Origin of the sequence: Cytophaga aurantiaca DSM 3654 (assembly GCF_000379725.1) — a bacterium.
Classification (GTDB): Bacteria; Bacteroidota; Bacteroidia; order Cytophagales; family Cytophagaceae; genus Cytophaga; species Cytophaga aurantiaca.
Map to the genome: position 1 here is coordinate 1 of NZ_KB903642.1, position 18,517 is coordinate 18,517.

The window sequence follows — 18,517 nt, forward strand, 5'->3', positions numbered from 1 at the left end:
ACCTTACTACTGAGCCGCGAACTCAAATTTCTATTTGATGCCTGTTCAAATAAGCCGGCAAAGGACTAAATCCACGGATAGGTCTAACCTAGTTGCGCCATAGTTCACCTTTGCCGGTGGTTATTTTAATTAATTTATTTAGAATTCTTTAGAATAAAAATATACCCAAACAGAATCGTATCACTGCAGAAGGACGGTTGATACCGTCTTTCGCTTTGATAAATATGAATTCTTATTTCTTGGAATTTTACTACGGCGTAAATCTAAAGGTTGTGTCTTTTCGACCAACCACGAGCAAGCAAGTGGTTGGTCGAAAAGACACAACCACGGCGTTGAAGGGCATTAAGCTTTCTGCGTTAGGCTTTCATAACATTGAAACCTGAAATTCGTTTAATCTCATAAATGGCAAAAAAAAGAGTCATACCCAAACCGAAAGCCCTCAAGAAACCTGCTGCTAAAAAAAGCAAAGGGTTTTCTGTAGCGCCTTCAACATGGGCATATGCAGGTGGTTTTTTGGTATTATTTTTTATCTGGTATGTTACCTTTTCTTCCAATACAGCTTTTCGATCTTCAGCCTATTACATCTACATTAGCAGAGGTACAGAAGTAGAAGAACTTGCGGATTCCCTTTCTGAAAACAAAGTAATTAAATCTGCAACTACGTTTAAATGGATGGCTTCTATGATGAACATAGAAACCTTCCGACCGGGTATGTACCGCATTGAAAAGGGCTGGGGAAATTATCAGGTCCTTTCTTTTGTAGACGATGCAGAGATACGGATGTCTCAATTGATTGATCTGGCCGAATACCGTTCGCGCAAACGAACCATCAAAGAGTTGTGTCAGTTGAGTAATGTAAATGAAAAAGAATTTGTAGAGTTGCTGGAAGATGCCGATGAAGTGGATGATCTGGGAGGATTTACAACAGAATCGGTTTATTGTATTTTCAGACCCGGAAGATATCGTGTATATAAAAACATGCAGCCCAAAGAGCTACTGGAATATATGGCATGTAAATACGTACAGCTATGGAATGAAGAGCGTAGAAGTGCAAGCAAGAGATTGGATCTCTCAGAAGATGAAGTTGTGATACTGGGTTCCATTGTGTATTCTGAAACCAAGCAGCGCAGCGAAATGTCGACCATTGCAGGTGTGTATATAAACAGACTGCACGACAATATGAAACTGCAGTCGGATCCTACAGTATTATTTGCGCATACAAGCATGGATTCGCGTCGTGTTTCGAATGAACATCTGAAAATAGATTCTGATTACAATACCTATCAACGGAAAGGACTACCTCCCGGACCCATTTGCATTGTACCAACGTTTGTGATTGATGAAGTGTTGAAATACGATTCACATGCCTATTATTATTTCTGCGCAAAAGGAGATAATTCAGGATGTCACAATTTTTCAACTACCTACGATCAGCACATGGTCAATGCCAAGAAGTACAGGAATGGGTTGGATAAGAAGAAAATCTATAAATAGATAGTGGTCAGTGAAAACAAGTGGTCTGACCACTTCAATAGTATATTGCGTTACTAATATGAATAAGAATGGGGTTAACTAGAAGAGTGGTCTGACCACTGAGCAAGAAACCACTGTTTACTGACCACTTGCTAAGTAAAGCACTGTTCTCAAAATACCATACTGCTACATGTTAAACATTGCTTTCCACCCCGCCTACAATCATCCCGTACCTGAAGGGCATCGTTTTCCGATGTTGAAGTACGACCTGATTGCGGAGCAGTTGTTGTATGAAGGAACCATTACAGAATCCAATTTATTTACGCCCTTAAAAATTTTACAGACAGATTTATTGCGCTCGCATGATGCATCATACGTGCATGCGTTAAATACCTTGAGTTTGTCTTCTTCTGCAATTCGAAAAACAGGTTTTGAATTAACACACGAACTTGTAACACGCGAAGAAATTATCATGCAGGGTACGATTGATGCTGCAGTATATGCAATGAATAATGGTATCGGAATGAACATTGCTGGGGGTACACATCATGCCTACAAAGCGCATGGAGAAGGCTTTTGTTTGTACAACGATATTATATTGGCTGCAGATTATTTACTGGCACATAAATTAGCGAAACAGGTATTGGTGGTAGACCTCGATGTACACCAGGGGAATGGTACTGCTAAAATGGCTGAGGGAAACGCTGCAATTTTTACATTCAGTATGCATGGCGCAAGCAATTATCCTGCACACAAAGAACAGTCGGATCTGGATGTTGCATTGCCGGATAAAACTGCGGATGAAGCATATTTGAAAATCTTAAAAGAAACATTGCCAAGATTGATTGATCAGGTTCAGCCGGATCACATCTTTTTTCAATCCGGCGTAGATGTGCTGGCTACGGATAAGTTAGGTAAATTGTCGCTAACGCGAGAAGGTTGTAAAGAGCGGGATCGCTATGTGCTAAATCAATGTAAACAGAATAAAATCCCCGTAACCATCTCGTTGGGTGGAGGATATTCAGAAAGCATCATTGATATTGTTGAAGCGCATTGCAATACCTTTCGTTTGGCTCAGGAACTTTATTATTAATTTTTCGGTCATAAATACACTTCCAATCCATTCGGGCGTTAGCTTTTACACAGAACTTCTTATATTTACTTGATTGTATATATACTCATGAAACATCTTGTTTTAGTTATTTTATTCAGTATTTCCTGTAGCGTTTTTGCGCACAATCATCAGGTTCAATATGACTCCTTGGTAGAAGTATATTACACTTCAGCTAAAAAGTTTATGGAAACCAAACAGTATGATTCTGCACATGCTCGATTCAAAGAACTTTTTAAGCTTAAAAGCATTATCCCTGATGAGGCAGCATATTATTACGGTTTGAATCAATTCTATCGCGCTAAATACAAGCCGGCACAACAGGGCTTTGAAAAATACATTCGTTTGCGTGGCGATAAGGGCGCTCTGTTTGATAGTTCAGTTTATTACATTGCCAGATCGCAATGTTATGAAAAGGGATATGTAGAAGAGAAGCAGGAATGTACTCTGTGCCATGGTACCAGTCATTCAAAAATTAAATGTTTAAAATGTAAAGGAGTTGGCAAGGAATATTGCTCTATATGTTCCGGTTCGGGAGTTATTATTTCCAGAGGAAACATGGGGGATAGTTATCAAAAATGTTACAAATGCGAAGGTACAGGTATCACACTTTGCAGCGTATGTAATGGCACTACTTTTCAGGATGGAGATTGTCCGCAGTGTAAGGGAAAAGGATTTGTATTGGTACGTAAAGAATGTAAATAAAAATAATGCAAGATTCAAATAAATCAATGATCAGCGAAGGCGTCCTAATCGCTATGCTCGCTGCAATCAATTTTACACACATCATGGATTTTGTGATCATGGCTCCGCTGAGTGCAACACTCAAGAGAGACATGGACATTACAACAAATCAGTTCGGCTATCTGGTATCCATCTATACGTTTGCTGCCGCGTTGGGAGCGATCATCGCTTTTTTCAAAATTGACAAATACGATAGAAGAACAACCATCCTCTTTGTTTATACAGGTTTTATAATTGCAAACATCTTGTGTGCGTTGGCACCGCAATATAAATTCTTTATGCTGGCGCGTTTATTTGCCGGCTTGTTCGGAGGTGTGTTAAACGTATTGATCATGTCGGTTATCGGAGATGTGATTCCTTTTGAACGAAGAGGTAAAGCAGTAGGGATGGTAATGGCCGCCTTTTCAGCCGCATCCGTGATTGGGATTCCAAGCGGGTTGATTTTGGCAGATATATTTAACGATTACCACGCACCATTCTGGCTGCTTTCAATATTAAGTATACTGGTTGGAGGAACGCTGTTGGTTAAATTTCCATCCATTAAAAATCATATGGAGTTTGAAGGTTCAAGAACTCCTCCAATGGAAATACTGAAAGAATTCGCGCAGGATACAAACATACGAAGAGCATTGCTGTTTATCTTTTTACTGATGATTGCAGGGTTTTCCGTTGTTCCTTTTATAAGTGATTATCTGGTGAACAATGTAGGTCTGGATTTGGATGAATTGAAATACGTGTATCTATGCGGCGGATTAGCGACTGTTGTAAGCAGTATATTTGTCGGTCGTTTGTCAGATAAACTAGGCAAAATAAAAACATTCATCATTGCTGCATTGGTATCAATTATTCCAATAGCAGCTGTAACGGTATTGCCTGTTATGCCTTTGGGATATGTGTTGACGTTTAACGTAGTGTTCTTTATGTGTTTTGGTGCGCGGTTTGTTCCGGCTATGACCATCATGACTGCCTGTGTTCAGCCAAAACGCCGCGGAAGCTTCTTAAGCATCAGCTCTGCGATACAGCAATTGGGTTCCGGTATTGCAGTATTGATCGCTTCAAATATTATTATAAATGGGGCAAAAGGTGAATTGTATAATTTTGGCTGGGTAGGTATTGTAGCCTCTGTGGCAACGCTACTTTGTATTTATGTTTCATTACAAATAAAAGAAGTTTCTTAAAACATGGCAGCTGTTTCGCATTGGATAAAAGCATTCCGCTTACGAACATTACCTCTTGCACTGTCCAGCATAGGTATGGCAGGCTTTCTGGCGTATGACCAACATAGATTTAATGCCTTCGTATTTGTTGGCTGTGTATTAACAACGTTGTTTTTACAGATCCTGTCAAATCTTGCAAACGATTACGGAGACTTTGTGAATGGCGCGGATAGCGCACATCGTGTTGGTCCGCAGCGTGCCGTGCAAAGCGGTATTATTTCAATTGCTGAAATGCGCAGTGCCATCATTGCCTTTTCAATATTGAGTTTGATTGCAGGAATCACGTTGTTGTATCAGGTAAGAGGTTTGTTGAGTGTGGAACTGCTGATTGGTTTTTTGGTTGTAGGGCTTCTGGCTATTGTGGCTGCTGTTACATATACATCCGGTAAAAGACCTTATGGTTACGCAGGTTTGGGAGATATCTCTGTATTTATTTTCTTTGGCTTTGTTGCGGTGTGCGGCACCTATTTTTTACAATCAGGAAACATTGCTGCCGATGTGATCTTACCGGCTGTCAGCTGTGGTTTGCTGTCTACCGGAGTATTGAATGTAAATAATCTACGCGATATTGACTCCGATAAATTGGCCGGCAAAAAGTCGATTCCGGTGCGTATTGGTCCGGTGTATGGTAGGTATTATCACGTGCTGCTTATTTCAATTGCCTGGCTCTGTGCGACTATCTATGTGATCTCGCATTATACGTCGATATTCAATTTTATGTATTTGCTAAGCTTGCCATTGTTTGTACGCCATATGATCTTGGTTTTTAAAACCAAAGAACCTCGTTTACTGGATCCATATTTAAAACAATTGGCTTTGAGCACTTTAGTTTTTGTTATAACTTACGGTGTTGGAATTACGTTTTTTTAATTATGATAGAATCTAAAGTTGTTGTATTGGTTCGTACCACACACTCGATTGCTAAAGCAGCCGCAGAGAAATTTTGCGACCAGGGCTATAGAGTTGTGTTGTGGGAAGACGCAGCTACACCTGTAGACGAGAGTATTTTAGAATCCTGCAAATTGCGCAAAGGCTCCTGTGTGATCGAACGTTTTGATTTTGCTCAGACAGACAATTTTGAAAAGGCTGCAGTACATGTTATAAAAAATTACGGACGTATAGATATCCTTGTAAACAATCCAAAGTTATCTCCGGTATCCAAAGTGCCCAATCTATCTACCGAAGCATGGCACGAAACCATTGATGCCAATCTTTCTGTTTTCCTTCATTCCATCAGTGTTGTTGCCCCCTTTATGCAGCAGCAAAAAATAGGCAGTATCATTAATTGTTGTTTGCCTTTACGTATACACGATAGCTTAACAGACAGACATTACGATGGTATACGCGAAGGTGTAAAAGGTATTACACAATTGTGGGCCAGAGAGCTGGGACAAAGTGGTATCAATGTAAATACAATTATACCGGGATACATAGAAGAAGACAATTTACCTTTGGCAGATTCCGCAGAGCTCACACAATTCAGATTAAAAATTCCGACACGTCGTTTTGCAAGAGCCATTGATATTGTAAACGCCTATTCATTTTTAGTAACCGACGAAGCATCGTACATCACGGGCACAGAGCTTGTGATTGATGGCGGGGTGAGGATATAAGGATCTATCATCAACATTCATTATATGAAACTACTTGTACTATTTTTTTATCTTTTTTTAAATAGCGCCAATTTACATTCTCAACAAAAGAGTGAAAATTTACATAAAAGAGTTGTTGGCTTTTATAAGATAGAAGAGAATACCAATCTATCAAAAGAAGAAAAAATTAATTTACTCAAATCGTATATACGTCCCGGAAATGATAATGAGCGTATGGCGTTATTTTTTTATGAAAGCTGGGCTAATTCAAAAAAAACTTCTAAAAAAATAAAAACGAAAATTCTTAATATTGAAATAATAGGAGAAGGTTCTAAAGCCCTTGTAACAACAGAAGATAAGATCACACTTACAACAGGTATACAAAATATTATTGTAAGTAAAGCAGAGTGGTTTAAAATAGACAATATTTGGTACAGAGGAACGGAGAAGTCGCAATTATATGTAAATGGCCAACGTGTTCGATAACAGTTGAAAGAAGATTTTCTATGTTCTTGTTGACATCTGTATCTGAGTTATTAACTAAGGCGAAATTTTTGATTTGTTAAACGAAATTTTTACATACGTATATCATGCAAGACAAACAAAGTTTTGATATTTCGGTTCATACAGAAGAACAGGTAGAACAAATATTTTCACAAATTGTGTCGTCATGTAATGAACTTCAAAACCATAGTGAAATTCAAAAAATAATCACTAAAAGTCTTGGAGGTGGAATAATCCTAATCTGGGAATTTCATTCGAAAAGTCATCCTCTTAAAATATATAGAGTTACTCCTATTAGTGATGCTGACTGGTTTCAAATTGATCAAAAATCTACATATAGTTATCCTCCTAAGCCTGAGATAGGGAGAGCTAATATAAAAGATGAACCTGTATTTTATGCTTCTTTAGATATTATTACAGCAATCAGAGAAATGAAAAACAAATTAACAGCAGGTAATTCATTCTTTGTGTCAGAGTGGAAGTTTATTCCTAAAAAAACTATTTATGCGCATTGCTTGATACTGAATTCAACCACCCAAAGTAGTGAAGATCAAATTTTGTATGAATTGGCTGATAATCATGCGTCTCAACTTGAAAAATTATTTAATGGAACTTCCAAGAGTATAAGCAAAGGTATGGCCCATGCCGTCAGAAAAATGGGAGATTTATTTACTATTCCTGGAAGTTCTAAATACAATATTACTTCTGCCTACGCCCACGGTATTATCTATGAAGCAAGAAAACAAAACGCATATATGCCAATATTAATTTATCCTTCAGTGGAAAATCATCATGAAGGAATTAATTTTGCTATTCATCCTGAATTAATACAAAATGAAAGCGTTGAATTACAAAGAGTATTTAAATTTTTTATTCCTTCCGAATGTGATTTATCACTTAAAGAGTTTGATAATCTTCAAATAACAGAGCGAGGAATATACAAAAAATCAATAATGGAATGGCAAATTTTAAGAGCAAGCTCTAAAATTGGGGATAAGGAAAATGTTTGTGTTAAAACGGAAAATGGAGAATTTATTAGAGGTGAAAATGTATTAAAATTTAAATTTATTAGTTCTGGAAATACCATAGATGATTTTATTCAACGAGAACTTAAAAGTGATACTCTAGCATCAATAATAGGTACACTTGCAGAAGAGCAAGAAATTGAAGACAGTATTAATTACCAAGAAAAAGAATCTGAAGAAATATTTATTATTAGATTACCTAATAAAACTATAGTTGAAACGGATTTAGGTCAGATTACAATAGTGCATATAGAAATGCCTGTAAGTTGGTCTCAAGCATATTGTAAGAAAAGTTAATAAAATTTCTGCCTTTGTTTTTAACTATATCTGATTTACTAATATCTCAAATTTAGTAATGAATTTTACAAATTAACTTTACTTTAGTAAAATATTATGGAAATAGAAAAGATTAAAAATGAATTAGAAAATTCAGTAAAAAACTATTGTATTAAAAATAAAATACCTGATTCTGCATTAGTTAAATTAGGACATTCCGGATTTGTAATGAATATATTAAGTAGTAAAATAGATGAGTTGGAGATTACACCTGATTTACTCGAACATGTTAAAAATATCGTAATTGATATTCATTATAGGTTTGTTAATACAGATGAATTCGAAAAATAATTACAAATTAATAGAGTTACGTATTAACATGAAATCCATCCTACCAAAGTTCAAATTCAAGGGCGAACCAACGGTAATAAATGCACCTGCAGATTTAAGTAAAGAGTTTATTGCAATGGGTTTTCCATCGGCTTTTGATAAAAAAGCAAAAAGCAAAGACACGCTTATTTTTGTCAATAATAAAAAAGAATACATCACTTTTATGAATAAGAATCTTGATAAGATTGAGTCCGATAGTGTACTGTGGTTTGCCTATCCTAAAGGTACTTCAGGAATTAAGACAGATGTCAATAGAGATTCGTTATGGGCAATGGGAGAGGAGTATGGTATTACTTCTGTATCTGCTATTTCTATAAATGATGTATGGAGTGCGCTGCGTTTCAGACCGATCGATCGGGTTGGAAAGAAGTAAGTATAATTCGATTCTTTGATTTTTAATGGCAAGGTTGTTGATTTATTTAGTTAGAACTATTCGTATATTCATGCAACTTTAAGAACAGCTAAAGTTCATCTTTGTATTTTAACTATTACCCCGAATGAAAACATACATTGCTGTATTATTTTTTATAGGTTGCTTATTTTCTGCAACTGCACAGGATAAAAATGATCTGTTGTACGAAGCGATCATTAAAAGCGATAAAGCTACTGTTGAATTCCAGCTTGCTGCCGGTGCCAGTCCCAATTATGTAAAAGAACTCTCTGCCTGGGCGCGCATAAGCATGCTCATTGCTGCAGTAGATCACAACAACATTGAAATTCTTAAAATGCTGTTGGATAAAAAAGCCAACGTGAGTTTCAGAGATGGATTTAATACAACAGCCATCATATATGCTGCGTCAAACGGAGAATTTGAGATGGTCAAATTGTTGGTAGAGTATGGCGCAAATGTAAATGATAACGATGGTCAGGGAAACAGCGTACTGTCTGCTGCAAAAGAAAGTCAGAATGCTGATTTGATTGCGTTTGTTATATCGAAAGGCGCGAAGTAAAATTAAAAATATTTCTCATTTCAACGCTCCAAGGGTTTTAAACCCTTGGAGCGTTTGTTTTAAGTCACGTTAGTGGTTCATTAGTCTAAACAAACAAGTCGTCGGACCACTGGAAAAAGTGGTCTGACGACTGTGGAGCAAAGTCCCCTTTAGGGGATTTAGGGGTACAAGAAAAGTTACTTCACATTTATATAATTCGCTTCGCCTTCTTCTGCAGTTAAAAATTCCTGGGTAGATGCATTGTATAAAATAGCATGGTATTTTATATGTAGTATTATTTTTTGACTGGAATCAATTACGCCTTGCAGATTATTTTCCGTTACTCTAAAAAGCGTTGGCGAAAATTCTTTTATGTTTTGATAACGCGGCGAAATGATTTCTTTCCCGTTTGCGTTTGCAATCCCTTTCAGTTTATTTTTTACCAATAAATAATTCCCACCTTTTGTTAGTGTGATGGAAGAATAGCCATCAGGGGTAAGAATTTTGCCGTTGCAATCCATTAAATAATGCACGCCCTTTTCACTTACTATACAGATCTTATTTCTAAATGTACTGATCGAATCGTAGTAAGGTTGTGCAACGAAGCTTTCATTTTTATCAATGATTCCCCACTTGCCATTCAATTGCACCACTGCTACTTCATTTTCAAACGGACGAATAACCTCATACTGCGGAGCAATACGGATCTTTCCCAGGTTGTCAATGCAGCCAAACCTTCCGTTAGCGTATTTCATAACAGCAAACTCATTGTAGAAGCCTTCTGTTGAAAGAATCTTCTTGTCTACGGAATATGTTGCTTTATTAACTTGTATAACCTTAATGATTTTGTCTTTTACAACACTAAATGTTTTAAGGCTATTGCCGATCTGTATATCTGAATAAATGGTTTGTAAAACCGTTTCGCCTCGTGTATTTATTAAACCGTATTTGTCGCCTTTTTTAATTTTTACAAACTCGGCATTGATCGGAATGATCTCAGTTTTTGAATCAATGTTGTAGGTATAGGTTTTGTCCTGATGCGCATTCAGTTTTAACAACCCAATCGAGAATAAATAAACATCCTGATGATTGAATACAACATCGCCGGATTTATTTATTACAAGCTGCTGCCCAGTCTTTTCAACTCTGCACAATCCATTTTCAAAATCATCAACCCAATTGTATGTAAACGGAATAACAGTTTCTCCTTTTGTATTGATGAAGCCCCAAAGATCGGATGTTGATTTTACAGCGATCAATCCATTTGAATACGCGTGATAGTCTGTTAACAGAGTTGGGTATAGCAACAGACCATTGAAATCGTAAAGCTTCCAATGCATCGCTTTTCCATTGCCGATTCTAAGACCTGCATGGATACACGTAGAATCAATGTCTATAACATCATACGAAGGATCAATAAGCCAGGCATCACTGTTTAATTTTTTTACACCCCAGCTGCCATCTTTTTTAACGGCAAATGCATCGCCTATAATGTCGTCGATGTCTTCGTAGGTGTTTTTTAAAACAATGATACCATCGGTAGTAATCAGGCCTTCCCAGCCGTTCATGCTGTAGTTTAACAAAGCAGACTTTGTAAACGATACCGAATCGTATTCGTATTGTTTTTTCACACTGCCATCCGATGTGTGTAATTTCCAGCTGTTGTAACGTGTTCCTTTGATTTGTTTAGATGCAATAGATTCGATCTGTTTAAAATCAAAAGGAGCAAGTTGTGTGTTTGCATGATCGATCATGCCCCACTTACCATTTTTTTGCACAAAAATATGTTTACCCTTATTGGTGAATTTAAAATTATCGTACAGACAAGGGACTGTTAGTTTTATATCACTTGCATAGAAGCCCCACAAGCCAGCTGTATTTTGAACAGGAGTTAAATTAAATTGTGACGGAAGAATTTTTTTGTAGATCGCGGAAATAAGCATCTTACCTTTCAAATCGATCGTGCCTTGAAGATTATTGAGAATTACAACTGCCTGTCCGGAGCTGAAAGGCTCTGCAATGCCATCAAAGCGAGCAGATATAATAACCTTTCCTGATTTGTCTTTGAATCCGAATTGAGACTTTCCGTTTATGTTTTCGCTATACGGAGTAAGCCCTTCATGGTACTGCTGTGTCTGAGCATGACCAATAAAAAAAATAGTAAGAAATAGAAATATGAATATAAAACGCAACATCATTAATCTTTATGAAGCATAAATAACAATCCCGACTGAGAAATGTATTTCAATAAATAACAATCGTTTTCTTTGTCGTATATGAATTGATCGTATGTCGGCTGACAAAGTATGGTTCGGTCTTTGGCAATCAGACCGTATAAGAATTCTTTTTGAAATACATATACATCTGAATTTGCATCCAGAAGGAATTCATACATAGGTGGGATAAGTTCTTTTCCGTTATTATCACATAAGCCAACTAAGCCTTTATTGTATACATACCATTTACCGCTTGATGTTTGTTGTATGCTGTCAAATGTGATGGAATTTAAATTCTTACCTTCTTTTGAGGTGAACATCCATCTTTTTCCATCATATACTGCAGCGGCACCGTTTACAAAAGGCATTGCAATGATGTAATAAGGTTGTACAGTAAGTTGTTCTCGTTTGGTTACATAACCCCACTTCTTTTTAAAGCGGATCGCAGCCATGCCATCATGCCACGCTGTTATCGTGTCGTATTGATGCGAAATCTTAACATTGCCAACGGTGTCACAGTATCCGTAGGCGCCGGCCTTTTTGTACATCAATAAATTATCGCTTTGATAATATGCAGAATCAAAATGCAGGAACGTTTTTAATGTATCGTACTTAAGACGAGTGATGTTTAGCTGAGTGGAATAATTTTCAGTTGCCAATACCGGCTTGCGTGAAGTATCTTTTGGTGTAAAGTTCCAACGATAGTAAGCACTGTCGTTTCGAAACAGGTTCCAACGACTGAATTCAGAAGAAGGTTTAATGGAATCGCAACGCAGACGACTGATAATTTTTTCTCCGGTATTTTTATAGATGTCCCATTCGTTATACAGCACTGCATTGTATGTCGAATCGTTTGATTGGATGAGTCGCTTAAAAGGACTTACAATAAAATCATTCGCCGACCTGTCGAACAGCATTTGTTCCGAAGCGCGGGAAGTAATAATAAATAAACTGTCGTAGTACGAATAGGTATCAAATGCCGGTGTTGTATGTCCGGTTTGGCTGTTGAAAAAAACGTGTGATTGACCTGTGCGGACCACATAGACATTGTTCCCAATGTAGTCAATTGCAGAGGCCTTAAAATCTATGCTGGTTTTACTTGAAGCTTGATAGATAAAATAATTGCATGCGTAGGTGCGACGGTTAACAATGTGTTTTCTGCAGATGAATTCATCGCGCGTGGTATAACGAATGGTATCGTATTCAAACGGTACAATAATTTTATTTGCCTGTAACACACCGCTTCTTTTTTTCGGAATACCTGCAACGGTATCAACAATTGAAACGATGGAATAATATGCCGTAAGTTTTTTTTCTTTTAACGCGCATTTAAAAAGCGAGTCAGATGTAAAATGAAAATAGTCGTAGTGGGGTGGAGGAACTTTAGATGAAGAACTAACAACGCGTACACGGCTTGTGTCTTGTTGAGCGAGAGAAACCTGAAACGCGGCAATGCATAAAAAAAATGTGAATATGAGCTTGCTCTTAATCACGAATCTGTTCGGGTTGTTTATCCAGATTAAACATGTCATTCAACACATCGATCAATGTTTCAGCTTCACCACGTTTGCATGCAGCTTTTAATTGCAGCACGGGCAGCTTAATGATCTTTTGCATGATGCTTTTTGTGATCTCATCAATTTTTTTCGCTTCGTCATCGTTCAATTGTTTTACAAAACGTGCCAGCTCTTCTTTACGAATCTGTTCAAGCGCATTTTTCAATTTGTTGATGGTTGGCGAAACTTCCATTTCTTTAGACCACTCATTGAATTCAACAATTGAATCCAGAATGATTTTACGAACATGCGGAATGGCATTCAATCTGTTTTCCAAGGCTTCGTTTGAACGATTCTGAATGTGATCGATGTCGTACACGATAACACCAGGCAATTCCTCAGCTTTTGGATCTACACTTCTTGGAACAGATAGATCAATAAAATATTTATGAGAAAGAATAGAAAGTTTTTCTATTTCTTCTTTTGTAAACAACGGTTCTTCTTTTGCAACAGAACTAATTACCAGATCTGCTTTGCTTACTGCATCCCAAAGCGTTTCAAACGGAACATGTTCAATGTTGCATTCTAGTGCCAGTGCTTCCGATTTAAGCGGACTGCGGTTGGTAAGCGTAATGTTTTTGAAAGAAGTATTTGATCTGAAATTGCGGCAAACGTCTGCGCCGATCTCACCCAAACCAACAATTAAGATATTTGCATTTGGTGTTGCGCTTAATAATTCTTCTGCCAACTCAACTGTAGCATACGATACCGATGCAGCTCCATCTCTGAAAGCTGTTTCCTGTACCACACGTTTGTTTGTAAAGAAGATGGTGTGCATTAAGCGGTGTAAAAAAGGACCTGCAAGATTCAAGTCTGCACTCCACTGATATGCGTATTTCACCTGATTCACGATCTGCATATCGCCAACAACCTGTGAATCCAGACCTATACCAACTTCAAACAAATGCAATACAGCATCTGCCTGCTCGTTGTATATTTCAAAATATTCTTTCTGATCAATTAAGGAAGCGATGTTTTTTTCTACCCCCAGCAACTTTATGATATCGTTGCTTAAATCTTCGTTGGAAGTGTAGTATATTTCGGTGCGGTTGCAAGTAGATAGAATCAGCAATTCAGTAGTCTCTGTAAAATCCCGGATCTTTTCCATCAGGCTTTTACATTCAGTTTCATTTAACGCTACACGCTCACGTATTTCGAGCGGGGCTTTTCTATATGTTAAACTAATGGATTTGAAATTCGAGATCATACGTACTGCTTCCTCAAAGGACTGTAAATTTACGCCTAAACACCGATTCTTAGAAGGTTCTTGTAATAAAATCAGTAATTTATAATCGTTACAAATAAGATATAGTTTTTGTTCCCATGGACATATATAAATTAAACTTCAGAATTAAGCTCTCCATTGTTTTATTGGGAATTCTGGTTGTAGTTGGTTCATTGATCTATACGGATTATCTGGCAAAACGTCTGGTTGAACGTGAGCGGAAACTGATCGATTTGTATGCCAAAGCATTAGAAACCGCTGCAACGCAAGAGCCTAATGCGAATATGGCTTTCTTGTCTGAAAAAATTATCAATGCAAACACTTCAGTGCCAGTTATTCTGGCAGATGAAAAGGGTGAACCTTTGAGTTCTAAAAACATTGATTTTCCTGCTTCTATGAAGGTGAAAGACCAAACAGCTTTTTTAGAATCGGAAATCGAAACCATGAAAGAACAGCACGAACCTATTCTGATCGAGTTTTATGGGATGAAGAACTTCATTTACTACAAAGATTCTCAAATCCTGACCATGTTGCGCTATTACCCTTATATTCAATTATCTGCTATTTTATTTTTGTCATTAGCAGGCTATGTGGCCTTTAATTACAGCAGAAAAGCGGAGCAAAGCCGGGTATGGGTTGGTTTGGCAAAAGAAACCGCGCATCAATTGGGTACACCCTTGTCTTCTTTATTCGCCATCCGGGATTATTTCAGAGAAGAAGCACCGTTTAAGGATGACCCGATGACGGAAGAGTTGGCAAAGGATATCGATCGATTGAATGTAATTACGGCGCGTTTTTCACAGATCGGATTGGAAGGGAAATTAAGCAGCGAAATTGTAGCCAATGTTATTGAAGAAAATATTGACTATTTAAAATCAAGAACATCTTCGTATGTAACCTATTCCATGAAGGACAATACAGACGGGGCTTCGGCAGTGATGAATATTTCATTGATGGGCTGGGTGATCGAAAATATTTGTAAAAATGCAATCGATGCCATGGATGGAAGAGGCAGCATTGCGATTGATATTTCTGCGGTGAAAAATAAAATCTGTATAGATATTAAAGACTCAGGGAAAGGTATTCCAAAAAATAAGATCAAATCCATTTTTAAACCTGGTTTTACTACAAAGAAACGTGGCTGGGGATTAGGATTGACACTTGTCAAACGGATTATTGAAGAATATCATGGAGGAGAAATATATGTACTTCAAAGTGGAATTGAAAAGGGAACAACCTTTAGGATTGAATTGAAGAAGGAAGTATAGAGTACTTAGTACTAAGTACAGAGTATGTGTCTATCCTTAGAGTTAGCGAAGCGCTCTAAGGATTAGGCATCTGACTCGTTTCCTAATCTCCGAAATCCGCCGTGGTTGTACCTTTTCGGCCAACCACATGTTGCTTTATGATGTTAAATTTTTCCATCCGTCACATTTATGTGACGGCAATGAAAGCTAAGCCTTTCTCACAAAAAGAGCGGCTTAGCTTTCATTGCCGTTGTGCTTTAGCCAACGGTTTAAATGCTTATAATACCTCTATTTTTCATAAATACCCTCTATTTTTTTCTGAAGCTTGAGTACTTTCAATGAATCATGTTTAGATAATTTCTTCTGATTTGATACTGGAGGAACGGGTAGAGTTTCATTTTCAATAGGAGTAGTTGTTAATGTATCGTAGCTAATGGTATAATCAACCGCTGGTTCTTCTTTTATTTCATGCAAATAAGCATCGACTTTTTGGATGCTTACAATTTCCCCATATACCCATTTGTTATTTACATAACCAACATCATAAATTTTTATTCTATAGAATTGAGATTTGTGTTTTAGTAAGATAAAGGAGTCCGTCAATTGATAATCAGGCCAGTTTTTTTTATTTGAAGCGAGTCTATAATCGATGTTTACATATTCTAACTTAGAAATATCGAGGCTATCATTCATTATCCATGTTTGGATTTGTTCGAAATTGCGTTTTAATCGAGCATCGCAATGACTGATGTTATTATTTATTCTTTGGTCATTTATTTCCAACTTTTCTTCTTCAGATAAATAAATATTCGCCCTTAATTTTGTGTAATACGAATCCCATTCTTGCCTGCTTAATGAATAGGTTTTAAGATATAATGGTTCATTATTTTGTTTTATAATTTCAACGAATTGCTTTCCAAATAATGTCGGATCTGGTATAGGCTCATTATAGATGAACGAAAAGCAAAACAATACTGAGCTCAGTAAGAAAATCAACGTTAATTTTAATGTCATAGAGATTAGAGTTATTTTGAAAGATAAGAAACCCATTTTTAACAAGCCAAAATACCATAAAAGTGGTATGAAAATCACTTAATTATGGTCTCCTGAAATATTAATAAAGTAATAATTGGATTGGTACTACTCAACTTATTTTAAAGTAGTTCAACCTGCTACAAATAATTCCTTTGAATTGAAAGGCAAAATTAAATTCCTGTTTTAGGTGTTTTTACGTAATTTCCATGCTGTTAAAAACTACGTAAATTAAATAGTGTTTCCATTCTGTTTAATCCTGTAAAAGTTCAAAAATTCATATTTACTACAGAAAGTTTTTCACGTTTCCCGAATATTATCTTTTACGACTTGGGTTTGAAAGAATAATACTCTATTTTTGCAGTCGCAAATTTTGAGATAATATCGTTTCTATAATACGCAATTCATGGCAAATATTGGTAAAATCACTCAGATTATTGGTCCTGTTGTAGACGTTGGATTTGAAGGAGGAAACACTCTTCCACAAATTTTGGATGCATTGGAAGTAACTCGTCCGGATGGACAAAAAATTATCCTTGAATGCCAACAGCATTTGGGACAAGATCGTGTACGTACAATCGCGATGGATTCAACAGACGGTTTGACAAGAGGGATGGAAGTAAAAACTTACGGAAATCCGATCTCAATGCCAGTTGGTGAAAACATTCGTGGTCGTTTATATAATGTTGTTGGAGATGCTATCGACGGTATTCCAGAAGAAAAACCAGATGGCCGTCTTTCAATTCACCGTTTAGCTCCCAAATTTGAAGATCTATCTACAAATACGGAAGTTTTATTTACAGGTATCAAAGTAATTGATTTGCTTGAGCCGTATGTAAAAGGTGGTAAAATTGGTCTTTTCGGTGGTGCGGGTGTTGGTAAAACCGTATTGATCATGGAATTGATCAATAACATCGCAAAAGCGTATGCAGGTCTTTCTGTATTTGCCGGTGTGGGTGAGCGTACACGTGAAGGAAATGACTTACTTCGTGAAATGATTGAATCAAACGTAATCCGTTACGGTGATGAATTCAAGCATGCAATGGAGAATGGCGAATGGGATCTATCTAAAGTAGATGCTACTGAATTATTAAAGTCTCAGGCTACATTGGTGTTCGGTCAGATGAACGAGCCACCAGGAGCAAGAGCAAGAGTTGCTTTGGCAGGTCTTACAGTAGCGGAATATTTCCGTGACGGAGATGGTCAGGGTCAAGGTCGTGATATCTTATTCTTTATCGATAACATTTTCAGATTTACACAAGCAGGTTCTGAAGTATCTGCCTTGTTAGGTCGTATGCCATCTGCGGTAGGTTACCAACCAACATTAGCAACAGAAATGGGTGCTATGCAGGAACGTATCACATCTACAAAAAGAGGTTCTATTACATCTGTACAAGCAGTTTACGTTCCGGCGGATGATTTAACGGATCCGGCTCCGGCAACAACATTTGCTCACTTAGATGCTACAACGGTGTTGAACCGTAAAATTTCTGAATTAGGAATTTATCCTGCGGTAGATCCATTGGATTCTACTTCACGTATCCTAAGCCCTGAGATTTTAGGTAGCGAACACTATGACTGTGCGCAACGTGTAAAAGAAATTTTACAGCGTTACAAAGAACTTCAGGATATCATCGCCATCCTTGGTATGGACGAACTTTCTGAAGAAGATAAGCAAGCAGTTCACCGTGCACGTAGAGTACAACGTTTCTTGTCTCAACCGTTCCACGTTGCTGAACAATTTACCGGTCTTAAAGGTGAATTGGTAAACATCAAAGATACAATCAGAGGGTTCAATATGATTATGGACGGTGCATTAGATCACTTGCCGGAAGCTGCATTCAACCTTGTAGGTGGTATCGAACAAGCAATCGCTAAAGGCGAAAAACTTGTTGCTGATTCAAAAAAATAATAATACGTATCCCTCATAAAAATCGGGTTGCTGCATAACATGCGGCAACCTGTTTTAAACAATCTGAT

General features: G+C 37.2%; 17 protein-coding genes. 13 read left to right on the forward strand and 4 right to left on the reverse strand.

Features of this window, described 5'->3' with window-relative positions:
- Window positions 1–402 precede the first annotated feature (402 nt).
- From mltG to A3EE_RS0111160, 11 genes are all read left to right on the forward strand, one after another.
- Complete coding sequence (mltG, locus tag A3EE_RS0111110) at window positions 403–1,494, forward strand: endolytic transglycosylase MltG (protein ID WP_018343519.1); 1,092 nt, start codon at window positions 403–405, stop codon at window positions 1,492–1,494.
- A 169-nt stretch (window positions 1,495–1,663) separates the two neighbouring features.
- Window positions 1,664–2,566 carry a histone deacetylase family protein gene (locus A3EE_RS0111115; RefSeq protein WP_018343520.1) on the forward strand — a complete coding sequence of 301 codons (903 nt, stop codon included), beginning with the start codon at window positions 1,664–1,666 and terminating at the stop codon, window positions 2,564–2,566.
- An 87-nt stretch (window positions 2,567–2,653) separates the two neighbouring features.
- On the forward strand, window positions 2,654–3,289 hold the full coding sequence (locus tag A3EE_RS0111120; RefSeq protein ID WP_018343521.1) for a hypothetical protein: 636 nt from the start codon (window positions 2,654–2,656) through the stop codon (window positions 3,287–3,289).
- Window positions 3,290–3,294: 5 nt separating this feature from the next.
- Complete coding sequence (locus tag A3EE_RS0111125; RefSeq protein ID WP_018343522.1) at window positions 3,295–4,506, forward strand: MFS transporter; 1,212 nt, start codon at window positions 3,295–3,297, stop codon at window positions 4,504–4,506.
- Between the two features lie 3 nt (window positions 4,507–4,509).
- The gene (locus tag A3EE_RS0111130) at window positions 4,510–5,415 is read left to right on the forward strand and encodes a 1,4-dihydroxy-2-naphthoate polyprenyltransferase (RefSeq protein WP_018343523.1); all 906 of its coding nucleotides are present in this window, start codon (window positions 4,510–4,512) and stop codon (window positions 5,413–5,415) included.
- A gap of 2 nt (window positions 5,416–5,417) precedes the next feature.
- The gene (locus A3EE_RS0111135) at window positions 5,418–6,158 is read left to right on the forward strand and encodes an SDR family NAD(P)-dependent oxidoreductase (protein WP_018343524.1); all 741 of its coding nucleotides are present in this window, start codon (window positions 5,418–5,420) and stop codon (window positions 6,156–6,158) included.
- Window positions 6,159–6,182: 24 nt separating this feature from the next.
- Window positions 6,183–6,623 carry a hypothetical protein gene (locus tag A3EE_RS0111140; protein ID WP_018343525.1) on the forward strand — a complete coding sequence of 147 codons (441 nt, stop codon included), beginning with the start codon at window positions 6,183–6,185 and terminating at the stop codon, window positions 6,621–6,623.
- A gap of 104 nt (window positions 6,624–6,727) precedes the next feature.
- Window positions 6,728–7,963 carry an RES domain-containing protein gene (locus A3EE_RS0111145; RefSeq protein WP_018343526.1) on the forward strand — a complete coding sequence of 412 codons (1,236 nt, stop codon included), beginning with the start codon at window positions 6,728–6,730 and terminating at the stop codon, window positions 7,961–7,963.
- Between the two features lie 96 nt (window positions 7,964–8,059).
- A complete protein-coding gene (locus A3EE_RS0111150) occupies window positions 8,060–8,293 on the forward strand; it encodes a hypothetical protein (protein WP_018343527.1) in 234 nt (77 codons plus the stop codon).
- 28 nt (window positions 8,294–8,321) lie between these two features.
- Complete coding sequence (locus A3EE_RS21345; protein ID WP_157446984.1) at window positions 8,322–8,705, forward strand: hypothetical protein; 384 nt, start codon at window positions 8,322–8,324, stop codon at window positions 8,703–8,705.
- Between the two features lie 124 nt (window positions 8,706–8,829).
- A complete protein-coding gene (locus A3EE_RS0111160; protein WP_018343529.1) occupies window positions 8,830–9,282 on the forward strand; it encodes an ankyrin repeat domain-containing protein in 453 nt (150 codons plus the stop codon).
- A gap of 176 nt (window positions 9,283–9,458) precedes the next feature.
- Here the strand turns inward: A3EE_RS0111160 and A3EE_RS0111165 are convergent, their stop codons facing one another.
- Genes A3EE_RS0111165 through hemA form a run of 3 tightly spaced genes read right to left on the reverse strand, consistent with a single transcriptional unit; the run spans window position 9,459 to window position 14,240 of the window.
- Window positions 9,459–11,459, reverse strand: coding sequence for a WG repeat-containing protein (locus A3EE_RS0111165; RefSeq protein WP_018343530.1), 2,001 nt, complete (start codon window positions 11,457–11,459; stop codon window positions 9,459–9,461).
- Window positions 11,459–12,970 carry a WG repeat-containing protein gene (locus A3EE_RS0111170; RefSeq protein WP_018343531.1) on the reverse strand — a complete coding sequence of 504 codons (1,512 nt, stop codon included), beginning with the start codon at window positions 12,968–12,970 and terminating at the stop codon, window positions 11,459–11,461. Before A3EE_RS0111170 ends, A3EE_RS0111165 begins: the two co-directional genes overlap by 1 nt.
- A complete protein-coding gene (hemA, locus tag A3EE_RS0111175) occupies window positions 12,963–14,240 on the reverse strand; it encodes a glutamyl-tRNA reductase (RefSeq protein ID WP_018343532.1) in 1,278 nt (425 codons plus the stop codon). Before hemA ends, A3EE_RS0111170 begins: the two co-directional genes overlap by 8 nt.
- Window positions 14,241–14,356: 116 nt before the next feature.
- Here hemA and A3EE_RS0111180 point away from each other — a divergent pair, with 116 nt between their 5' ends.
- Window positions 14,357–15,526 carry a sensor histidine kinase gene (locus A3EE_RS0111180; protein ID WP_018343533.1) on the forward strand — a complete coding sequence of 390 codons (1,170 nt, stop codon included), beginning with the start codon at window positions 14,357–14,359 and terminating at the stop codon, window positions 15,524–15,526.
- A 267-nt stretch (window positions 15,527–15,793) separates the two neighbouring features.
- Here the strand turns inward: A3EE_RS0111180 and A3EE_RS0111185 are convergent, their stop codons facing one another.
- On the reverse strand, window positions 15,794–16,519 hold the full coding sequence (locus tag A3EE_RS0111185) for a hypothetical protein (protein ID WP_018343534.1): 726 nt from the start codon (window positions 16,517–16,519) through the stop codon (window positions 15,794–15,796).
- Between the two features lie 424 nt (window positions 16,520–16,943).
- Here A3EE_RS0111185 and atpD point away from each other — a divergent pair, with 424 nt between their 5' ends.
- A complete protein-coding gene (atpD, locus tag A3EE_RS0111190) occupies window positions 16,944–18,449 on the forward strand; it encodes a F0F1 ATP synthase subunit beta (protein WP_018343535.1) in 1,506 nt (501 codons plus the stop codon).
- Window positions 18,450–18,517: the final 68 nt, after the last annotated feature.

Bases quoted from the DNA above. Each gene is read 5' to 3' on its own strand.
- mltG (WP_018343519.1), top strand. From the start codon at position 403: ATGGCAAAAAAAAGAGTCATACCCAAACCGAAAGCCCTCAAGAAACCT.
- A3EE_RS0111115 (WP_018343520.1), top strand. From the start codon at position 1,664: ATGTTAAACATTGCTTTCCACCCCGCCTACAATCATCCCGTACCTGAA.
- A3EE_RS0111120 (WP_018343521.1), top strand. From the start codon at position 2,654: ATGAAACATCTTGTTTTAGTTATTTTATTCAGTATTTCCTGTAGCGTT.
- A3EE_RS0111125 (WP_018343522.1), top strand. From the start codon at position 3,295: ATGCAAGATTCAAATAAATCAATGATCAGCGAAGGCGTCCTAATCGCT.
- A3EE_RS0111130 (WP_018343523.1), top strand. From the start codon at position 4,510: ATGGCAGCTGTTTCGCATTGGATAAAAGCATTCCGCTTACGAACATTA.
- A3EE_RS0111135 (WP_018343524.1), top strand. From the start codon at position 5,418: ATGATAGAATCTAAAGTTGTTGTATTGGTTCGTACCACACACTCGATT.
- A3EE_RS0111140 (WP_018343525.1), top strand. From the start codon at position 6,183: ATGAAACTACTTGTACTATTTTTTTATCTTTTTTTAAATAGCGCCAAT.
- A3EE_RS0111145 (WP_018343526.1), top strand. From the start codon at position 6,728: ATGCAAGACAAACAAAGTTTTGATATTTCGGTTCATACAGAAGAACAG.
- A3EE_RS0111150 (WP_018343527.1), top strand. From the start codon at position 8,060: ATGGAAATAGAAAAGATTAAAAATGAATTAGAAAATTCAGTAAAAAAC.
- A3EE_RS21345 (WP_157446984.1), top strand. From the start codon at position 8,322: ATGAAATCCATCCTACCAAAGTTCAAATTCAAGGGCGAACCAACGGTA.
- A3EE_RS0111160 (WP_018343529.1), top strand. From the start codon at position 8,830: ATGAAAACATACATTGCTGTATTATTTTTTATAGGTTGCTTATTTTCT.
- A3EE_RS0111165 (WP_018343530.1), bottom strand. From the start codon at position 11,459: ATGATGTTGCGTTTTATATTCATATTTCTATTTCTTACTATTTTTTTT.
- hemA (WP_018343532.1), bottom strand. From the start codon at position 14,240: ATGATCTCGAATTTCAAATCCATTAGTTTAACATATAGAAAAGCCCCG.
- A3EE_RS0111180 (WP_018343533.1), top strand. From the start codon at position 14,357: ATGGACATATATAAATTAAACTTCAGAATTAAGCTCTCCATTGTTTTA.
- A3EE_RS0111185 (WP_018343534.1), bottom strand. From the start codon at position 16,519: ATGACATTAAAATTAACGTTGATTTTCTTACTGAGCTCAGTATTGTTT.
- atpD (WP_018343535.1), top strand. From the start codon at position 16,944: ATGGCAAATATTGGTAAAATCACTCAGATTATTGGTCCTGTTGTAGAC.